This is a genomic window from Rhodococcus sp. Z6_132, assembly GCF_058133635.1.
In genome coordinates this window covers 785,853-801,311 of the sequence record NZ_JBYUNP010000002.1, presented here as the reverse complement: position 1 = coordinate 801,311, position 15,459 = coordinate 785,853, and the positions used below count along the sequence as shown (strand labels likewise).

Below are 15,459 nucleotides of genomic sequence, written 5' to 3'. Positions count from 1 at the left end.
CCCGTGCATCCGAACGGCTCAGAGCATCCGAACCGCTCAGAGCATCCGAACCGCTCAGAGCATCCGAACCGCGTAGGGCATGATGCCGCCGTAGCGCACCGGGGAGATCTTCACGTACGACCCGGACTGCGGGGCCTCGATCATCTTGCCGTCGCCCAGGTACAGCGCGACGTGGTGGATGTCGTAGGGGCCCCAGAAGATCATGTCGCCCGGCCGCATCTGCGAGATCGGGACCTTGGTGCCTGACTCGTACTGGTAGCCGGTGTAGTGCCGCAGCGAGATGCCCACCCCGGCGAAGGCGTAGACCATCAGGCCGGAGCAGTCGAAGCCCACCTTGGCGTAGTCGCCGAAGCTGTCGGCGACGCCGCCGTCACGGATGCCGACCGTGGCGCCGTAGGCGTTGCCACCGCCCCAGGAGTAGGGCACGCCCAGCTGCGACATCGCCCGGTTGATCACCGTCTGCACCGATCCGGTGCTGGAGCCACCGTTGCCGCGCGGCGGCGTGCGCACGGGCGCCGGCGCCGGCTTGGGCGGCGCCACGTAGACGGGTGCGGCCACCGGAGCCGGCGCGACGTACACCGGAGCGGCGACCGGGGCGGCGACCGGCGCTGGAGCGGGCACGGCCTGCGGGGTGCTGGGGCGGGGGGCGCTGGGACGGGGGGCGGCGGCCTGGACGGTGGCCGTCTGGGCTGCGGCTGCCTGGGCTGCTGCCCGCTGCCGGGCCGCAGAGGCGTCCGCCGCCTGCTGCGCGTTCACGGCGTCGGCGGCGGCCTGGGCCTGCGCGGCGGCCTCGGCGGCGGCCCGCTGGCGCGCGGCCTCCTCGGCCGCGCGCTGGGCGGCGGCGGCCTCCTCGGCGCGGCGCTGGGTGTCCCACTGCTCGAAGGCCTGGCGCTGGCCCTGCAGGCCGGACACCGCGGTGCGGGCCTGGTCCAGCGCGTACTGGGCCTGGTCGCGGTTGGCCTGCAGCTGAGCGGTCTGCGCGGCCTGGGCCTGCTGCGCGCTCACCGCGTTCTGGGTGGCCTGGTCGGCCGCACCCTTGGCCGCGTCGGCCTGGGCCCGGGCGCTGTCCGCCTGGGTCTTGGCGGCGCGGGCCGCCGACTCGGCGTTGGCGCTCTGCGCTCGAGCGCGCTGCAGGTTTTCCATGACGCCGAGCTGGCTGGTGGTCACGGCGTTGAGCAGCTGGGCCCTGGCCAACACGTCCTCCGGGCTCTCCGAGCCCAGGTAGGCGCTGAAGGAGCCGACCGTGCTGCCCTGCTGGTAGCTGCCAGCGGCGAGCTGGTCGACCTGGCGGCGTGCGCTCTCGATGGAGTCCTGGGAGAGCAGCACCTGGTGCTGGGCGTTGACCACGGCCTGGTCGGCGGCGTCGGCGCCGGCGCGGGCCTCCTCGAGGTCCACCCTCGCCTTGTTCGCCAGCTCGCGCTGGACCCCGACGTTGACGGCGAGCTGGTCCAGCTCGGCCTGTGCGGTGGTGAGGTTCTTGATGAGCTGGCCGACCTGGGCGGCCTGGCCGTCGGCGGCACTGGTGGCCTCGGTGAGCTGGGTGTCGCTGGGGTTGGGTGGGGGCGGTGGCACGGCCAGCGCGGCCGGCGGGAGCGAGGCCGTCAGCACGGTGACCACGGCGGCGCCGAGCACCACCCGGATCATGCGTCTCGGCGCGGGTCCCCGCGCGTGACTGTCTAGGCCAGACACCAAACTTCTCCCTCATGCCACACATGCGCACTGCTGAGCACCCTGGACGCCCGAACGCTGCCGTCGCCGATCAAAATCACTGCGCGTCACAGAATTCAGTGAACATGTGACAAGTCGTCACACTGTGACACTTTTTCCCCAGCAGCGCCAGGGGTTACTCAGTTCACATCCTCAACAATCGTCACACCAACCACAGACCTGAGCCACTCAGGCCCACACGCACGGCTGCGCCGCCCCCGGAGAGGGGCGGCGCAGCTGTGCGTGCGTCGGGCGGGCCAGCGCGGGCTAGTTCACCTGGCGATCACCGTCGGCCCAGAACTGCTTGCGCAGCTTGAACTTCTGGATCTTGCCGGTGGCGGTGCGCGGGATCTCCTCGCGGAACTCGATCGAGGTGGGCGCCTTGTAGCCGGCCAGCTTGGACTTGCAGTGCGCGATGAGGTCGGCCTCGGTGACCTGCGCTCCGTCGACGAGCACCACCAGGGCCTTGATGGTCTCGCCCCACTTCTCGCTGGGCACCCCGATGACCGCGGCCTCGGCCACCGACGGGTGGCTGAACAGCGTGTCCTCCACCTCGATGGAGGACACGTTCTCCCCGCCGGTGATGATCACGTCCTTCTTGCGGTCGGAGATGATCACCTCGCCGCCGTCCGGGTCGATCGTCCCGCCGTCTCCGGTGTGGAACCACCCGTCGGCCAGTGCCTTGGCCGACTCCTCCGGGTTCTCCCAGTACCCGGCCAGCACGGTGTTGGAGCGCACCAGCACCTCGCCGGAGTCGGAGATGCTGAACCGGGTGCCCAGCGTCGGCGAGCCGGCTCGGCTGAGCCGCTTGGCCCGGTCGGCCACCGGCAGGTGCAGGTCCTCCGGCCGGGTGCGGTTGAAGGTGGTCAGCGGCGAGGTCTCGGTGAGGCCGTAGATCTGCAGGAACTCCCAGCCCAGCTCGTCGATGATCCGCTCGATGGTGCGGCTGGGCGGCGGGGCGCCGGCACAGACCACGCGGACGCGGTCGCGACCGGGGATCTCGCCGTCCCAGTCGGCCGCGGCGTCGAGCACCGCGCTGTAGACGGCGGGGGCGGCGCACATCAGGGTGACGCCGTGCTCCTGCACGCGGCGCAGGATCTCCCCGCCGTCGATCTTGCGGATCACCACCTGCGGCACTCCCATGCCGGCCATGGTGAAGGGCATCCCCCAGCCGTTGCAGTGGAACATCGGCAGCGTGTGCAGGAAGGTGTCGCGCTCCCAGGTGCGGGTGTGCAGGCCGAACGTCGTGGAGTTCACCCAGATGTTGCGGTGGGTGATCTGCACGCCCTTGGGGCGCGCCGTGGTGCCGGAGGTGTAGTTGATGGTGGCGGTGGCGTCCTCGTCGGGCGCCGACCACGGCCGCGGCTGCACGTCGAAGCGCATCAGCTCGTCCTCGGTCTGCGCGCCCAGGACGAAGGTGTGGCGCACCGGCAGGTCCATCAGCGGCTCGGCGATCTCCGGGTCCAGCAGCAGCACGTCCGCCCCGCTGTTGTCCACGATGTAGGCGATCTCGTCGCGGCTGAGCCGGAAGTTGATGGGCACGCAGACGCGGCCGCTGGCGGTGACGGCGTACAGCAGCTCGAGCAGGCGGGCGGAGTTGTGGCTCACCACCGCCACCCGGTCGCCCTCGGCCACGCCGAGGGCGTCCAGACCGGCCTGCCAGGCGCGGACCCGCCGAGCCAGCTCGCCGTAGGTGGTGGTGGGCACCGGGTCGGCCGGCTGGTTGGGCTCGTCGATGACGGCCGTGCGGTTGGCCCAGACCACCTCGGCGCGCTCGAGAAAGTCCTGTGTGGTCAAGGGAACGCGCATGGGGGCGACCTCCAGGTCGGGGAATGGGGAACCGGCCTCATCGTAGTGACCTGCACCACCGGGGACCGCTCGGTCCCCACCGCGCGGGCGGCACGCCGGCGAGGCCGTTGCCGGTAACCCGGGCCGACCAGGCACGATCACCTCCCATGAGCAGATTGCGACGTCGGGTGCTGGGCACCGCCAGCCAGCTGGCCACCGCGGACCACGCCCTGATCGGTCGCAGCGCCCGGCTGCGTCCCTCGCCGATGGACCGCACCCTGCTCGGGCTGAGCCGCTCGGCCAACCACAGCGTGCTGTGGTGCGGCCTTGCCGCGGGCATGCTCGTCGCCGGCGGTCGCCCCCGCCGCGGGGCGGTGCGGGGGCTGCTGGCGGTGGCCGGTGCCAGCGCCGTGGCCAACGGGATGCTCAAGCCGGTGTTCCCCCGCCGGCGACCGCCCGCCCAGACCGTGCCCGCGCTGCGCCGGTTGGTGCACCCCCCGACGTCCTCGTCGTTCCCCTCCGGCCACTCCGCCTCCGCCGCAGCCTTCGTCACCGCGGTGGCCCTGGAGTCGCCGGCGTCCGGTGCGCTGCTGGCGCCGCTGGCCGGTGCGGTCGCCTACTCCCGGGTGCACGTCGGTGTGCACTGGCCCTCGGACGTGCTGGTGGGTGCTGGCGTCGGTGCAGCGGTGGCGCTGGCGACCCGACGCTGGTGGGCGGTGCGGCCGGAGGAGCCGGCGGTGCTGGGCGCCCGGGTGCAGGCCCCCGCCCTGGCCGACGGCGAGGGGCTGCTGGTGCTGACCAACCCCGCCTCCGGCAACGGCCACGACCCGGCCACCGAGCTGGTCGAGCTGCTGCCCCGGGTGCGGCTGCTGGAGACCGACCCCGACCGCGACGCCGGTGAGCAGCTGCAGGAGGCGGTGGACGCCGGCGGGGTGCGCGCGCTGGCGGTCTCCGGCGGGGACGGCACCGTGCAGGCGGTGGCCGGCGTGGCGGTGGCCAACGGCCTGCCCATGGCTGTGCTGCCCGGTGGCACCCTCAACCACTTCGCCCGCGACGTCGACGCGGTGGACGTGGCGGCGACGGCCTCGGCGATCGCTGCGGGCCGTGCGGAGCGGGTGGACAGCGCCGAGGTGTGCGTGGACGACGGCCCCGGTCGGCTCTTCGTGAACACCGCCAGCATCGGCGGCTACCCGGACGCGGTGCAGCTGCGCGAGCAGCTCGAGCACCGGATCGGCAAGTGGCCCGCCGCGGCGGTGGCCATGGTGCGGGTGCTGCAGCGGGCCGCGCCGCTGGAGGTGGAGCTGGACGGTCGGCGTGCCGCGCTGTGGATGCTCTTCGTGGGCAACGGCCGCTACGCCCCCACCGACCAGGTGCCCATGTCGCGGCCCACCCTCAGCTCCGCCACCCTGGACGTGCGCTACCTGCGGGCCGACACCTACGCCTCCCGGACCCGGCTGCTGCTGGCGGCGGCCACCGGGACGCTGGCGGGCAGCCCCACCTACGTCCACAGCAACGTCGAGCAGCTCCGCGTCCAGGTGCTGGGCCCGCCGACGTCGCTGGCCACCGACGGCGAGGTGGCCGGGCACGGACGCACGTTCACCTTCCGCAGCCGGCCGCAGTCGTTGGTGCTCTACCGCGCCTGAGCGGGCTCGCCCGGGTGCAGCCCGGCGCGCAGCGCGGCCAGGCACTCGTCCACGGCGGCGGTGATGGACGGGGTGACACCGTCCAGCGACGCGAAGCCGTGCACCAGCGGCTCGAAGCGCCGCACCGTCACCGGCACCCCGTCGCGGCGCAGCAGCTCTCCGTAGGCCTCGCCGTCGTCGCGCAACGGGTCGTGCCCGGCGGTGGCCACGAAGGCCGGCGGCAGCCCGGCGAAGCTCTCCGCGGTGGCCGGCGCCGAGCGCACCGAGACCTCGCCCGCTGCCCCGGCGTACTGGGCGGCGAAGTACGCGATGGCCTTGCGGTTGAGCAGCGGCGCCTCGGCGTTCTCGATCATGCTGGGCCAGTCCTGGTGCCCGCTGGTGACCGGGTAGAGCAGCAGCTGGAACGCCAGCGCGGGCCCGCCGCTGTCACGGGCCAGGTGGGTGAGCACCGCCGCCAGGTTGCCGCCGGCGCTGTCCCCGGCCACGGCCAGCCGCTCGCGGTCCCCGCCGAGCTCGGCGGCGTGCGCGGCCACCCACTGCAGGGCCGTCCAGCAGTCCTCCACCGCGGCGGGGAAGGGGTGCTCAGGGGCCAGGCGGTAGTCCACCGACACCACCACGGCCCCGCAGTCGCGCACGATCCGGCGGGCCAGCGCGTCGTGGGTGCGCACGCTGCCCAGCACGAAGCCCCCGCCGTGCAGGAACAGCACCACCGGCAGCGGATGCTCCGACGCTGGCCGGTAGACCCGCACCGGCACGCCGTCGGCGTCGGTGTCCTCGACGTGGTCCACCTCGATGCTCACCGGCACCATGGCGCTGACCTGCTCCATCATCTCCCGCAGGCGCCTCGGGTCGGCGCCGTCGCCACCGATCTCGGGCAGGGTCAGGGCGGCGAAGATCTCGGCCAGCTGGGGGTCCATCGACATGCCGGGCGACGTTACCCCGCAACAAACAGGACGCGCGTACTGTGAAGGTTGACGCCGGGCGGAAGGGCGCCAAGTAGGCCAGAATCCGGGTGGGCAACAATCAGGGCAGGACTGTCGCGGCGCAGATCGACGCGCCCAGCGGCAGCGAGGAAGAACTCATCGACGAGTGGAGCAGAACGTGAGCAGCAGCAAGGACTCCTTTGGGGCGCGAGGAACACTGGAGGTCGGTGACGACTCCTACGAGATCTACCGGCTCTCCGCGGTGCCCGGCACGGAGAAGCTGCCCTACAGCCTGAAGATCCTGGCCGAGAACCTCCTGCGCACGGAGGACGGCAGCAACATCACCGAGGACCACGTCACGGCGCTCGCCGAGTGGGACCCGTCGGCGGAGCCGAACACCGAGATCCAGTTCACCCCGGCCCGCGTGATCATGCAGGACTTCACCGGCGTGCCGTGCATCGTCGACCTGGCCACCATGCGCGAGGCCTTCACCGAGCTGGGCGGCGACCCGGACAAGGTGAACCCGCTGGCGCCGGCCGAGCTGGTCATCGACCACTCCGTCATCACCGACATCTTCGGCACCCCCGACGCCTTCGAGCGCAACGTGGACTTCGAGTACCAGCGCAACGGCGAGCGCTACCAGTTCCTGCGCTGGGGCCAGGGTGCGTTCAACGACTTCAAGGTGGTCCCCCCGGGCACCGGCATCGTGCACCAGGTCAACATCGAGCACCTCGCCCGCGTGGTGTTCGACCGTGACGGCGTCGCCTACCCCGACACCTGCGTGGGCACCGACTCCCACACCACCATGGTCAACGGCCTCGGCGTGCTCGGCTGGGGCGTCGGCGGCATCGAGGCCGAGGCGGCCATGCTCGGCCAGCCCGTCTCCATGCTCATCCCCCGCGTCGTCGGCTTCAAGCTCACCGGCGAGATCCCGGCCGGCGCCACCGCCACCGACGTGGTGCTCACCATCACCCAGCAGCTGCGCAAGCACGGCGTGGTCGGCAAGTTCGTGGAGTTCTACGGCGAGGGTGTCGGCGCGGTGCCGCTGGCCAACCGCGCCACCATCGGCAACATGAGCCCGGAGTTCGGCTCCACGGCCGCGATCTTCCCGATCGACGACGAGACCATCCGCTACCTCAAGCTCACCGGCCGCAGCGCCAAGCAGCTGGCCCTGGTGGAGGCCTACGCCAAGGAGCAGGGCCTCTGGCACGACCCCTCCCGCGAGCCGACCTTCTCCGAGTACCTCGAGCTGGACCTGTCCACCGTGGTGCCCTCCATCGCCGGCCCGAAGCGTCCGCAGGACCGCATCGCGCTGTCGGAGAGCAAGGAGAGCTTCCGCGGCACCATCACCGACTACGTCATCCCGGACAACTGCGAGGACGAGCTGGAGTCCTTCCCGGGCAGCGACGCCCCTGGCTCGCGCGTCGGCGACGCCCAGCCCAACGGCCAGGAGCCGGTCGACGCCCCGGAGTCTGACGAGCGTCCGCACAAGCGGGTGCCGGTCACCATGTCCAACGGCACCGAGACCGAGCTGGACCACGGCGCCGTGGTGATCGCCTCGATCACCTCCTGCACCAACACCTCCAACCCCTCGGTGATGCTGGGCGCGGCGCTGCTGGCCCGCAACGCGGTGGACAAGGGCCTGCGCACCAAGCCGTGGGTCAAGACCTCCATGGCCCCCGGTTCCAAGGTCGTCACCGACTACTACGAGAAGGCCGAGCTCTGGCCCTACCTCAACGAGCTGGGCTACAACCTGGTCGGCTACGGCTGCACCACCTGCATCGGCAACTCGGGCCCGCTGCCCGAGGAGGTCTCCAAGGCGGTCAACGACCACGACCTCTCCGTGGTGAGCGTGCTGTCGGGCAACCGCAACTTCGAGGGTCGCATCAACCCCGACGTGAAGATGAACTACCTGGCCTCCCCGCCGCTGGTCATCGCCTACGCCCTGGCCGGCACCATGGACTTCGACTTCGACGCCGAGCCGCTGGGCCAGGACAGCCAGGGCAACGACGTCTTCCTCAAGGACATCTGGCCCTCCTCGCAGGAGATCCAGGAGGTCATGGACGCCTCCATCACCGAGGAGATGTTCACCAAGGACTACGCCGACGTCTTCGCCGGTGACCACCGCTGGACGTCGCTGCCCACCCCGGAGGGCCAGACCTTCGAGTGGGACGCCGAGTCCACCTACGTCCGCAAGCCCCCATACTTCGACGGAATGCAGATGGACCCGGAGCCGGTCAGCGACATCACCGGCGCGCGCGTGCTGGCCCTGCTGGGCGACTCGGTCACCACCGACCACATCTCCCCCGCCGGTGCCATCAAGCCGGGCACCCCGGCGGCGCAGTACCTGGACGAGCACGGCATCGAGCGCAAGGACTACAACTCCTTCGGCTCCCGCCGCGGCAACCACGAGGTGATGATTCGCGGCACCTTCGCCAACATCCGGCTGCGCAACCAGCTGCTGGACGACGTCAGCGGCGGCTACACCCGCGACTTCACTGCCGACGGCGAGCAGGCGTTCATCTACGACGCCGCGCAGCACTACGCCGAGCAGGGCACTCCCCTGGTGGTGCTGGCGGGCAAGGAGTACGGCTCCGGCTCCTCCCGCGACTGGGCGGCCAAGGGCACCGCGCTGCTGGGCGTCAAGGCCGTCATCGTGGAGAGCTTCGAGCGCATCCACCGCTCCAACCTGATCGGCATGGGCGTCGTCCCGCTGCAGTTCCCCGAGGGCGAGAACGCCGAGTCGCTGGGCCTGGACGGCACGGAGACCTTCGACATCAGCGGCATCACCGAGCTGAACGAGGGTCGCACCCCGCGCACCGTCAAGGTGACCGCCACCAAGACCGACGGCGGCACCGTGGAGTTCGACGCGGTCGTGCGCATCGACACCCCGGGCGAGGCCGAGTACTACCGCAACGGCGGCATCCTGCAGTACGTGCTGCGGTCCATGGCCCGCAGCTGAGCACCACCCGCGCTGCCACCAGCTGAGCCCGACCCCCGCACCACCAGCACCGCCCGCCGGGCCCACGCCCGGCGGGCGGTGCTGTGCGTGGGGGGCTGCCGCCCCGGCGGACTCCGCACCCTGGCCTACGCTTTCCGTTGTCCGCCAAGCAGTTGCGTGCGGGCACCCGTCTGTCTTCCGTACTCGAAGGAGCGCCCGTGACCTACCCCCAGCAGCCCGCACCCCAGCCCGGTGGCACGCCCTACCCCGCCCCCGGCACGCCCCAGGCGCCCCGTCGGCGCACCGGCCTGCTCGCGGGCATCGCGGCGGCAGTGGTGGTGGTGATCGCGCTGGTGGTCGTGCTGGTGGTCACCCTCGGTGGCGACGACGAGAGCTCCGCCAGCGCGGCTGCCGCAGCGAGCGCCACGGCGAGCCCCTCCGCGAGCCCCCGTGCCGTCGGCGACGCCTTCATGGACGGGGTGGCCAACCAGGACATCCCCAAGGTCCGCAGCGTGGCGTGCGAGAAGAACCGCGACGAGCTGGCCGGCGAGCAGGGCGCCAAGCTGCCCGACGACTACAAGATCGACAAGTTCGCGACCAGCTTCGTCAGCGAGAAGGAGACCAGCTCGACCGAGCACGAGCTGAGCTACACGGCGGAGATCGCGCTGACCTACCAGGGTGAGCAGCGCTCCAGCACCGTGCCCTTCACGCTCTCCGTGGTCAAGGAGGCCGACGCCTGGAAGGTGTGCGCCCTGAAGTCCTGACCCCGGGGCTCACAGGACGCGCCCAGGCACCTGCCCTAGCCTGGCTGCGGACGTGCCGCCCCCGGCCGTCCGTTCGCCCACCAGGAGAGGACTCCATGAGCCACCCACAGGACCGCGGAGACAGCGGCCCCGGAGCAGTTCCCCACCAGGCCCCGCCGGGGCCCGCCGGTCCGCGCAAGGGGGTGGTGGCCGGGATCCTCGGCGGCGTCGTGGTGCTCATCGCGGTGGCCGCGCTGCTGTTCGTCACCCTCACCAGCTCCGACGGAGCCGAGGCCTCACCGCGGGAGGTGGCCGACACCTTCATGCGGGGCGTGCAGACGCAGAACCTCGACCTGGTTCGGGACATGTCCTGCGCGGAGAACGCCGACACCCTCGCCGGTGAGGACGGCGCCAAGCTGCCCGAGGACTACACGCTGGACAAGTTCGACGCGAAGTTCGTCGACGACGTGGAGAAGAGCGACACCGAGCGCGAGATCGGCTACTCCGCTGACGTGTCGATGAGCCACCAGGGCGAGCAGCGGTCGGACACCATGACCTTCTCGCTCACCGTGGTCAAGCAGGGCGACGCCTGGAAGGTCTGCGGCCTGCAGTCCTGACCCCCTGTTTCCTGGCAGCGGCCGGTGCACCCGCCACGGGTGCACCGGCCGTGTCGGCCTCCTGGTCGCGCCGGTTGCCAGGTCGCGCCGGTTCTCAGGTCGCGCGGGCCAGCAGCAGGGCGAAGCGCTGGTCGGGGTCGGTCCACGTGCCCGCCGCCTCCAGACCCACCGCCGCCAGCTCGGCCTGGACGCCCTCCAGGCGGAACTTGGCCGAGACCTCGGTGCGCAGCTGCTCCCCCGCGGCGAAGCTCACGTCCAGGTCCAGCTCCGCCACGTGCACCCGCATGGCACGGGTTGCCTGCAGCCGCATCTCGATCCACTCCTGCTCGGCGTCCCACACCGCCACGTGCTCGAAGGCGTCCACGTCGAAGTCCGCACCGAGCTCGCGGTTGAGCACGTGCAGCACGTTGCGGTTGAACTCTGCAGTCACCCCCGCCGCGTCGTCGTAGGCCGGCACCAGCACCTGGGGGTCGGTCACCAGCCCCACCCCGAGCAGCAGGTGCTCCCCGTCGACCAGGGCGGCACGCACCGCGGCCAGGAAGGCGGTGCGCTCGGCCGGCACCAGGTTGCCCAGCGTCCCGCCGAGGAAGGCGATCATCCGCCGGTTGCCGCGCGGCAGCGCCTCCAGGTCGGCGGTGAAGTCCCCCACCACCCCCTGCACCTGCACGCCGGGGTACTCCGCGGCCACCTCGGCCGTCGCGGCCGCCAGCGCCGAGCGGGAGACGTCCTGGGGCACGTAGCGGCGCAGCGTGCCCTGCTCCTGCATGGCGTCCAGCAGCAGCCGGGTCTTCTCCGACGAGCCCGATCCCAGCTCCACCAGCGTGTCGGCCCCGGTGGCGGCGGCGACCGCCCCGGCGTGCTCGGCGAGCAGGGCGCGCTCGGTGCGAGTGGGGTAGTACTCCGGCAGCGCGGTGATCTCCTCGAACAGCTCGCTGCCGCGGTCGTCGTAGAACCACTTCGGCGGCAGCCACTTGGGCTCCGCGGTGAGCCCCACGAGGGCGTCGCGGCGCAGGGCCTGCTCCGCGGCGTCGGGTGAGAGGTGCACGTCCAGGTGCGGAGCCGTCATGGGTCCTCCAGGGTGGTCACGTTGCGGGCATCAGGGGTGTCACGGTGACCGAGCCGGCCTTGGCACGCACCAGGGAGCGGTCCGGAACCGACTGCCACGCCGGGTCGTCGTCCCAGGGCTCGGAGGCCAGCACCACGGCGTCGTCGGCCACCCGGTAGGACAGCGCGTGCTCCCAGGTGGTCGCCACCAGCTGCTCGCCGTCACCCAGCAGCAGGTTCAGCCGGGAGCCCGGCGCTGCCGCGGCCACCTCCAGCACCAGCCCGGCCACCGCGTCGGCGGCGTCGGCGTGCGCCAGCCGGTGGCGCAGCGCCGCCCACAGCAGCGCCGAGTCGGTGGGGGCGTCCAGGGTGAGCAGGTCGGTGACCGGCAGCGTCTGCGCCAGCGGGGCCACGCTGTGCGGCCAGCCCCGCACCACGCCGTTGTGGCTGAACGCCCAGTGCCCGTCGGTGAACGGGGCGGCCGCGGTGGCCACCACCGGCATGCCCACGGTGGCGGAGCGGACGGCGGCGAGCACCGCCGTGGAGCGCACGGCGGACAGCGTCTGCACGCCGGCACTGTCGGTCCACATCGGGGCGGCGCTGCGGTAGCGGGCCGCACCTGCCTCTGCCCACCAGGCGGCGCCGTAGCCGTCGGCGTTGAGGGTGCCGCCGCCGCGCATGTCCCGCGGGGCGTAGGACTGCGTCTGCAGGGAGTGCGGTCCGTGGGTGAGCAGCTCTCCCACCGCGCAGGCCGGTCCCAGGTAGCCGAGGTGTCGGCACATCGCCGGGGTCAGCCGAGCTCGTCGGCGGTGAGGTCGCGCGCGCAGCGGAAGCCGGCGAAGATCTGCCGGCGGATCGGGTGGTCCCAGTTGCGGAACGTGCTGCGGGCCACCACCTCGTCGGTCCCGAAGGAGCCACCGCGCAGGATGCGGTAGTCACCGCCGAAGAACACCTGCGAGTACTCGGCGTAGGGGAACACGGCGAAGCCCGGGTAGGGGTCGAAGCCGGAGCTGCACCACTCCCACACGTCGCCGATGAGCTGCTGCACGCCCAGCGGGGAGGCGCCCGCCGGGTAGGCGCCGACCGGGGCCGGCTGCAGGTGCCGCTGACCGAGGTTGGCGTGCTCGGCGGTGGGCGCGGCGTCGCCCCAGGGGTAGCGGCGGGTGCGCCCGGTGGCCGGGTCGAAGCGGGCCGCCTTCTCCCACTCCGCCTCCGTGGGCAGCCGCTTGCCCGCCCAGGTGGCGTAGGCCTGTGCCTCGAAGAAGCACACGTGCACCACCGGCTCCTGGGCCGGGACCGGCTCGTGCACGCCGAAGCGCCGGCGCCACCAGCTGCCGTCGGCACCGCGCTCCCAGAACTGCGGGGCGGTGAGCCCGGCCTGCACCCGGTGCTCCCAGCCGCGTGCGCTCCACAGCTCGGGGCGGTCGTAGCCGCCGTCGGCGAGGAACTGCTGGTACTGGCCGTTGGTGACCGGGGTGGTGTCGATGGCGAAGGCGGGCAGGTGCACCGGGTGCGGGGTGCGCTCGTTGTCCAGCGCCCACGGCTCGGTGGCAGTGCCCATGGTGAAGGTGCCGGCGGGCACCACCGCCTCCCCGGGGGGCAGGGCAGCGGCGGCAGCAGGCGGAGGTGGGGCGCTGAGCACCGGGGCACCCAGGCGCAGCTGGTGGGTGGCCAGCATGGTCTCGGCGTGCTGCTGCTCGTGCTGGGCGACCATCCCGAAGGCGAAGCCGCCCTCGCGCAGCGGGTGCCCGCCGAACGTGGTGCGGTCGAGCACGTCGAGCACCTTGGCGCGCACCGTGCCCACGTAGCCGCGGGCCTCGGCCGGGGTGAGCAGCGGCAGCGACGGGCGGCTGGCCCGGGAGTGCTTGAACGCGTCGTAGAGCTCGTCGATGTCCTGGCGCACCGGCTCGCGCCCACCGACGTCGCGCACCAGCCAGAGCTCCTCCTGGTTGCCGATGTGCGCCAGGTCCCACACCAGCGGGCTCATCAGCGGGGAGTGCTGGGCGGTGAGGTCGCCCTCGTCCCCCGCCGTGAGGCCGGTTGTGCGGTCACGGCTGCGCTGCAGGGTGCTGGCCACGTGGGCACGCAGCGCCTCGTCGGACAAGGCGCTCGTGGGGTGTGCGGTGGTCATCGTCGGACCTGCTCCAGACAGTCGGCGGGTGCTCGCTCGGCCGCCGCGGCGACCTGGCGGGCCAGGGACGGGTCGGAGACGTGCTGCGCGCCCAGCTCCAGCAGCGCGGTCGCCGCCCGGCGCAGCTCGGTGTCGGACCGGCCGTGCTGGGCCGCGTCGCGCCAGCGACCGGCGGTGGCCGCGGCCAGGTCGCGCGCGGTGTCCACGGTGGCGGCGTCGCGGAGCAGACCGTCGATCAGCGCCACCGGAACCTGCCAGGCGTCACCCGGCTGCGCGTCGAGGTAGCGCACCTCGAAGTGGCCCTTGGCCCGCACCGGGGGAAACAGCGTGCTCAGGTGCAGGTCGAGGTCGGCGGTGGTGGGCGTCCGCCCGATGCTGGTCCGACCGTCCACCCAGTCGGCGAAGGTGACCCCCGGCGGCGCTGTCCAGCTCTGCTGGGTCGCGTCCTGCACGCACAGCAGCGGCACGTCCAGGGCCCACCGGGCGTAGGCCGTCACCGGGTCGGTGGTGTCGGTGGGCGGGCCCACCGTGCGCTGGGGGTCCAGCTCCAGCCAGGTGCGCATCCGCTGAGAGGCCCAGTCGCCGTCCGGGGCCCCGCACAGCCGCGGCGAGCAGGCGAACGCGGCCACCAGGGCTGGGCCCACCTGGTGCAGCATGGCCCAGCGGGCGGCCATCTCCGCGCCCTCGCCGGCGTCCACGCTGACCTGCACCGCCGCGGTGCTGCACATCATCAGCCGCCCGAACGGCCCGACGCGGTCGAAGAGCTCCTCCATGGCGCAGTAGCGCGGGGAGAACAGCTGGCGCTCCGGGAGGCGGTGCTCCTGCGCTGCGCCGGGCTGCAGCACGATCGCTGCCGAGGCGAGCAGGCCGCGGAGGTGCTCGGCGTCGGAGCGGAGGGCTGAGCAGAGGGACTGAGCGTCGGGGTAGGGAGCTGAGGAGAGCTCGACCTGTCCCCCGGGCTCGACGGTGACGATGCTGCCGCCGGGCAGTGGCCGGGCGGGTGAACCGGGGCGGAGGCTGCTCGGCGCGTGGTCACCGAGCGCAGTGGCGACGGTGGCGACCGCGGGGGTCGCCTCCGGATGGTCGGCGTGGGCGAGCAGCCACTCGAGCTCGGCGCCGAGCAACGTGGGCGGGCCCTGCTTGAAGCAGACCACGCCGACGTGCGCCTCAGCGTCGGTGCGTCCGCGCAGCACGGGCGCGGACTCGGTCGCCACCTCAGTCACGAGCACACCTCCTGCGTCGGTACCGACGCACACCGACGCTACACAGCCCGTCCGACAGTCGCGAGGCTGTGTGCCCCTGGCGGGTCCGTGCAACGAGCAGTACGTACGGCTTGGGTGCCTATGCTCAGTGTCGTGCCCAAGGTCAGCTCCGATCACCTCCAGGCCCGCCGGCGCCAGATCCTGGACGGCGCGCGGCTGTGCTTCGCCCGCTACGGCTACGAGGGAGCGACCGTGCGGCGGATGGAGGACGCGACGGGGCTGTCCCGCGGCGCGATCTTCCACCACTTCCGCGACAAGGACGCGCTCTTCCTGGCCCTGGCGCTGGAGGAGGCCGAGCGGATGGCCGACGTGGTGGCCGAGCAGGGCCTGGTGCAGGTGATGCGGGACCTGCTGGCCCACCCCGAGCAGCGGGACTGGCTGGGCACCCGGCTGGAGGTGGCCCGCCGGATGCGCACCGACGCGGAGTTCCGCGCGGGGTGGGCCGAGCGCTCGGCGGAGATCACCGCCGCCACCCGGGCCCGCCTGGACCGCCAGCGGGCCACCGGAAAGGTGCGCGGCGACGTGGACTCCACGGTGCTGGTGGCCTACCTCGAGCTGGTGCTGGACGGGTTGGTGGCGCACCTGGCCATGGGCCTGCCCGCGGAGAACCTGGAGCCGGTGCTGGACCTGGTCGAGGAGTCGGTGCGCCGGGCGCAGTGA

General features: G+C 72.6%; 12 protein-coding genes. 5 read left to right on the top strand and 7 right to left on the bottom strand.

The genetic code is table 11. The features are described 5' to 3' along the window. Positions 1–54 precede the first annotated feature (54 nt). Together AC3YO9_RS10425 and AC3YO9_RS10420 are read right to left on the bottom strand one after the other, a co-directional pair. Entirely contained in the window at positions 55–1,644 is a 1,590-nt protein-coding gene (locus tag AC3YO9_RS10425; RefSeq protein WP_489983074.1) for an NlpC/P60 family protein, read from the bottom strand. A 330-nt stretch (positions 1,645–1,974) separates the two neighbouring features. Then, a complete protein-coding gene (locus AC3YO9_RS10420) occupies positions 1,975–3,516 on the bottom strand; it encodes a class I adenylate-forming enzyme family protein (RefSeq protein ID WP_489983073.1) in 1,542 nt (513 codons plus the stop codon). 146 nt (positions 3,517–3,662) lie between these two features. On the opposite strand from AC3YO9_RS10420, the gene AC3YO9_RS10415 reads away from it, so the two are divergent. Continuing rightward, positions 3,663–5,138: a bifunctional phosphatase PAP2/diacylglycerol kinase family protein gene (locus AC3YO9_RS10415; RefSeq protein ID WP_489983072.1), complete on the top strand. Its 1,476-nt coding sequence runs from the start codon at positions 3,663–3,665 to the stop codon at positions 5,136–5,138. Here the strand turns inward: AC3YO9_RS10415 and AC3YO9_RS10410 are convergent. Continuing rightward, positions 5,126–6,061: an alpha/beta hydrolase gene (locus AC3YO9_RS10410; protein ID WP_489983071.1), complete on the bottom strand. Its 936-nt coding sequence runs from the start codon at positions 6,059–6,061 to the stop codon at positions 5,126–5,128. The genes AC3YO9_RS10415 and AC3YO9_RS10410 overlap by 13 nt on opposite strands. Before the next feature lie 166 nt (positions 6,062–6,227). Here AC3YO9_RS10410 and acnA point away from each other — a divergent pair, with 166 nt between their 5' ends. The 3 genes from acnA (at position 6,228) to AC3YO9_RS10395 (ending at position 10,362) form a co-directional block, all read left to right on the top strand. After that, complete coding sequence (gene acnA / locus AC3YO9_RS10405) at positions 6,228–9,023, top strand: aconitate hydratase AcnA (RefSeq protein WP_489983070.1); 2,796 nt, start codon at positions 6,228–6,230, stop codon at positions 9,021–9,023. 197 nt (positions 9,024–9,220) lie between these two features. Beyond that, on the top strand, positions 9,221–9,766 hold the full coding sequence (locus AC3YO9_RS10400) for an Rv0361 family membrane protein (protein ID WP_489983069.1): 546 nt from the start codon (positions 9,221–9,223) through the stop codon (positions 9,764–9,766). Positions 9,767–9,861: 95 nt separating this feature from the next. Continuing rightward, positions 9,862–10,362, top strand: coding sequence for an Rv0361 family membrane protein (locus AC3YO9_RS10395; protein WP_489983068.1), 501 nt, complete (start codon positions 9,862–9,864; stop codon positions 10,360–10,362). A 94-nt stretch (positions 10,363–10,456) separates the two neighbouring features. On the opposite strand, the gene egtD is transcribed toward AC3YO9_RS10395, so the two are convergent. Genes egtD through egtA form a run of 4 tightly spaced genes read right to left on the bottom strand, consistent with a single transcriptional unit; the run spans position 10,457 to position 14,766 of the window. Beyond that, entirely contained in the window at positions 10,457–11,428 is a 972-nt protein-coding gene (gene egtD / locus AC3YO9_RS10390) for an L-histidine N(alpha)-methyltransferase (protein ID WP_489983067.1), read from the bottom strand. 16 nt (positions 11,429–11,444) lie between these two features. Then, positions 11,445–12,188, bottom strand: a complete 744-nt coding sequence (egtC, locus tag AC3YO9_RS10385) for an ergothioneine biosynthesis protein EgtC (protein WP_489983066.1) — start codon at positions 12,186–12,188, stop codon at positions 11,445–11,447. A gap of 8 nt (positions 12,189–12,196) precedes the next feature. Then, positions 12,197–13,537, bottom strand: coding sequence for an ergothioneine biosynthesis protein EgtB (gene egtB / locus AC3YO9_RS10380; RefSeq protein WP_489983065.1), 1,341 nt, complete (start codon positions 13,535–13,537; stop codon positions 12,197–12,199). Beyond that, positions 13,534–14,766, bottom strand: coding sequence for an ergothioneine biosynthesis glutamate--cysteine ligase EgtA (egtA, locus tag AC3YO9_RS10375; RefSeq protein ID WP_489983064.1), 1,233 nt, complete (start codon positions 14,764–14,766; stop codon positions 13,534–13,536). Before egtA ends, egtB begins: the two co-directional genes overlap by 4 nt. Positions 14,767–14,892: 126 nt before the next feature. Between egtA and AC3YO9_RS10370 the strand changes: the two genes are divergently transcribed. Beyond that, entirely contained in the window at positions 14,893–15,459 is a 567-nt protein-coding gene (locus AC3YO9_RS10370; protein ID WP_127783094.1) for a TetR/AcrR family transcriptional regulator, read from the top strand.

What these genes read in the sequence shown, in the direction of transcription:
- AC3YO9_RS10425 (WP_489983074.1), bottom strand. Translation starts at nt 1,644, where the DNA reads ATGATCCGGGTGGTGCTCGGCGCCGCCGTGGTCACCGTGCTGACGGCC.
- AC3YO9_RS10420 (WP_489983073.1), bottom strand. Translation starts at nt 3,516, where the DNA reads ATGCGCGTTCCCTTGACCACACAGGACTTTCTCGAGCGCGCCGAGGTG.
- AC3YO9_RS10415 (WP_489983072.1), top strand. Translation starts at nt 3,663, where the DNA reads ATGAGCAGATTGCGACGTCGGGTGCTGGGCACCGCCAGCCAGCTGGCC.
- AC3YO9_RS10410 (WP_489983071.1), bottom strand. Translation starts at nt 6,061, where the DNA reads ATGTCGATGGACCCCCAGCTGGCCGAGATCTTCGCCGCCCTGACCCTG.
- AC3YO9_RS10395 (WP_489983068.1), top strand. Translation starts at nt 9,862, where the DNA reads ATGAGCCACCCACAGGACCGCGGAGACAGCGGCCCCGGAGCAGTTCCC.
- egtD (WP_489983067.1), bottom strand. Translation starts at nt 11,428, where the DNA reads ATGACGGCTCCGCACCTGGACGTGCACCTCTCACCCGACGCCGCGGAG.
- egtC (WP_489983066.1), bottom strand. Translation starts at nt 12,188, where the DNA reads ATGTGCCGACACCTCGGCTACCTGGGACCGGCCTGCGCGGTGGGAGAG.
- egtB (WP_489983065.1), bottom strand. Translation starts at nt 13,537, where the DNA reads ATGACCACCGCACACCCCACGAGCGCCTTGTCCGACGAGGCGCTGCGT.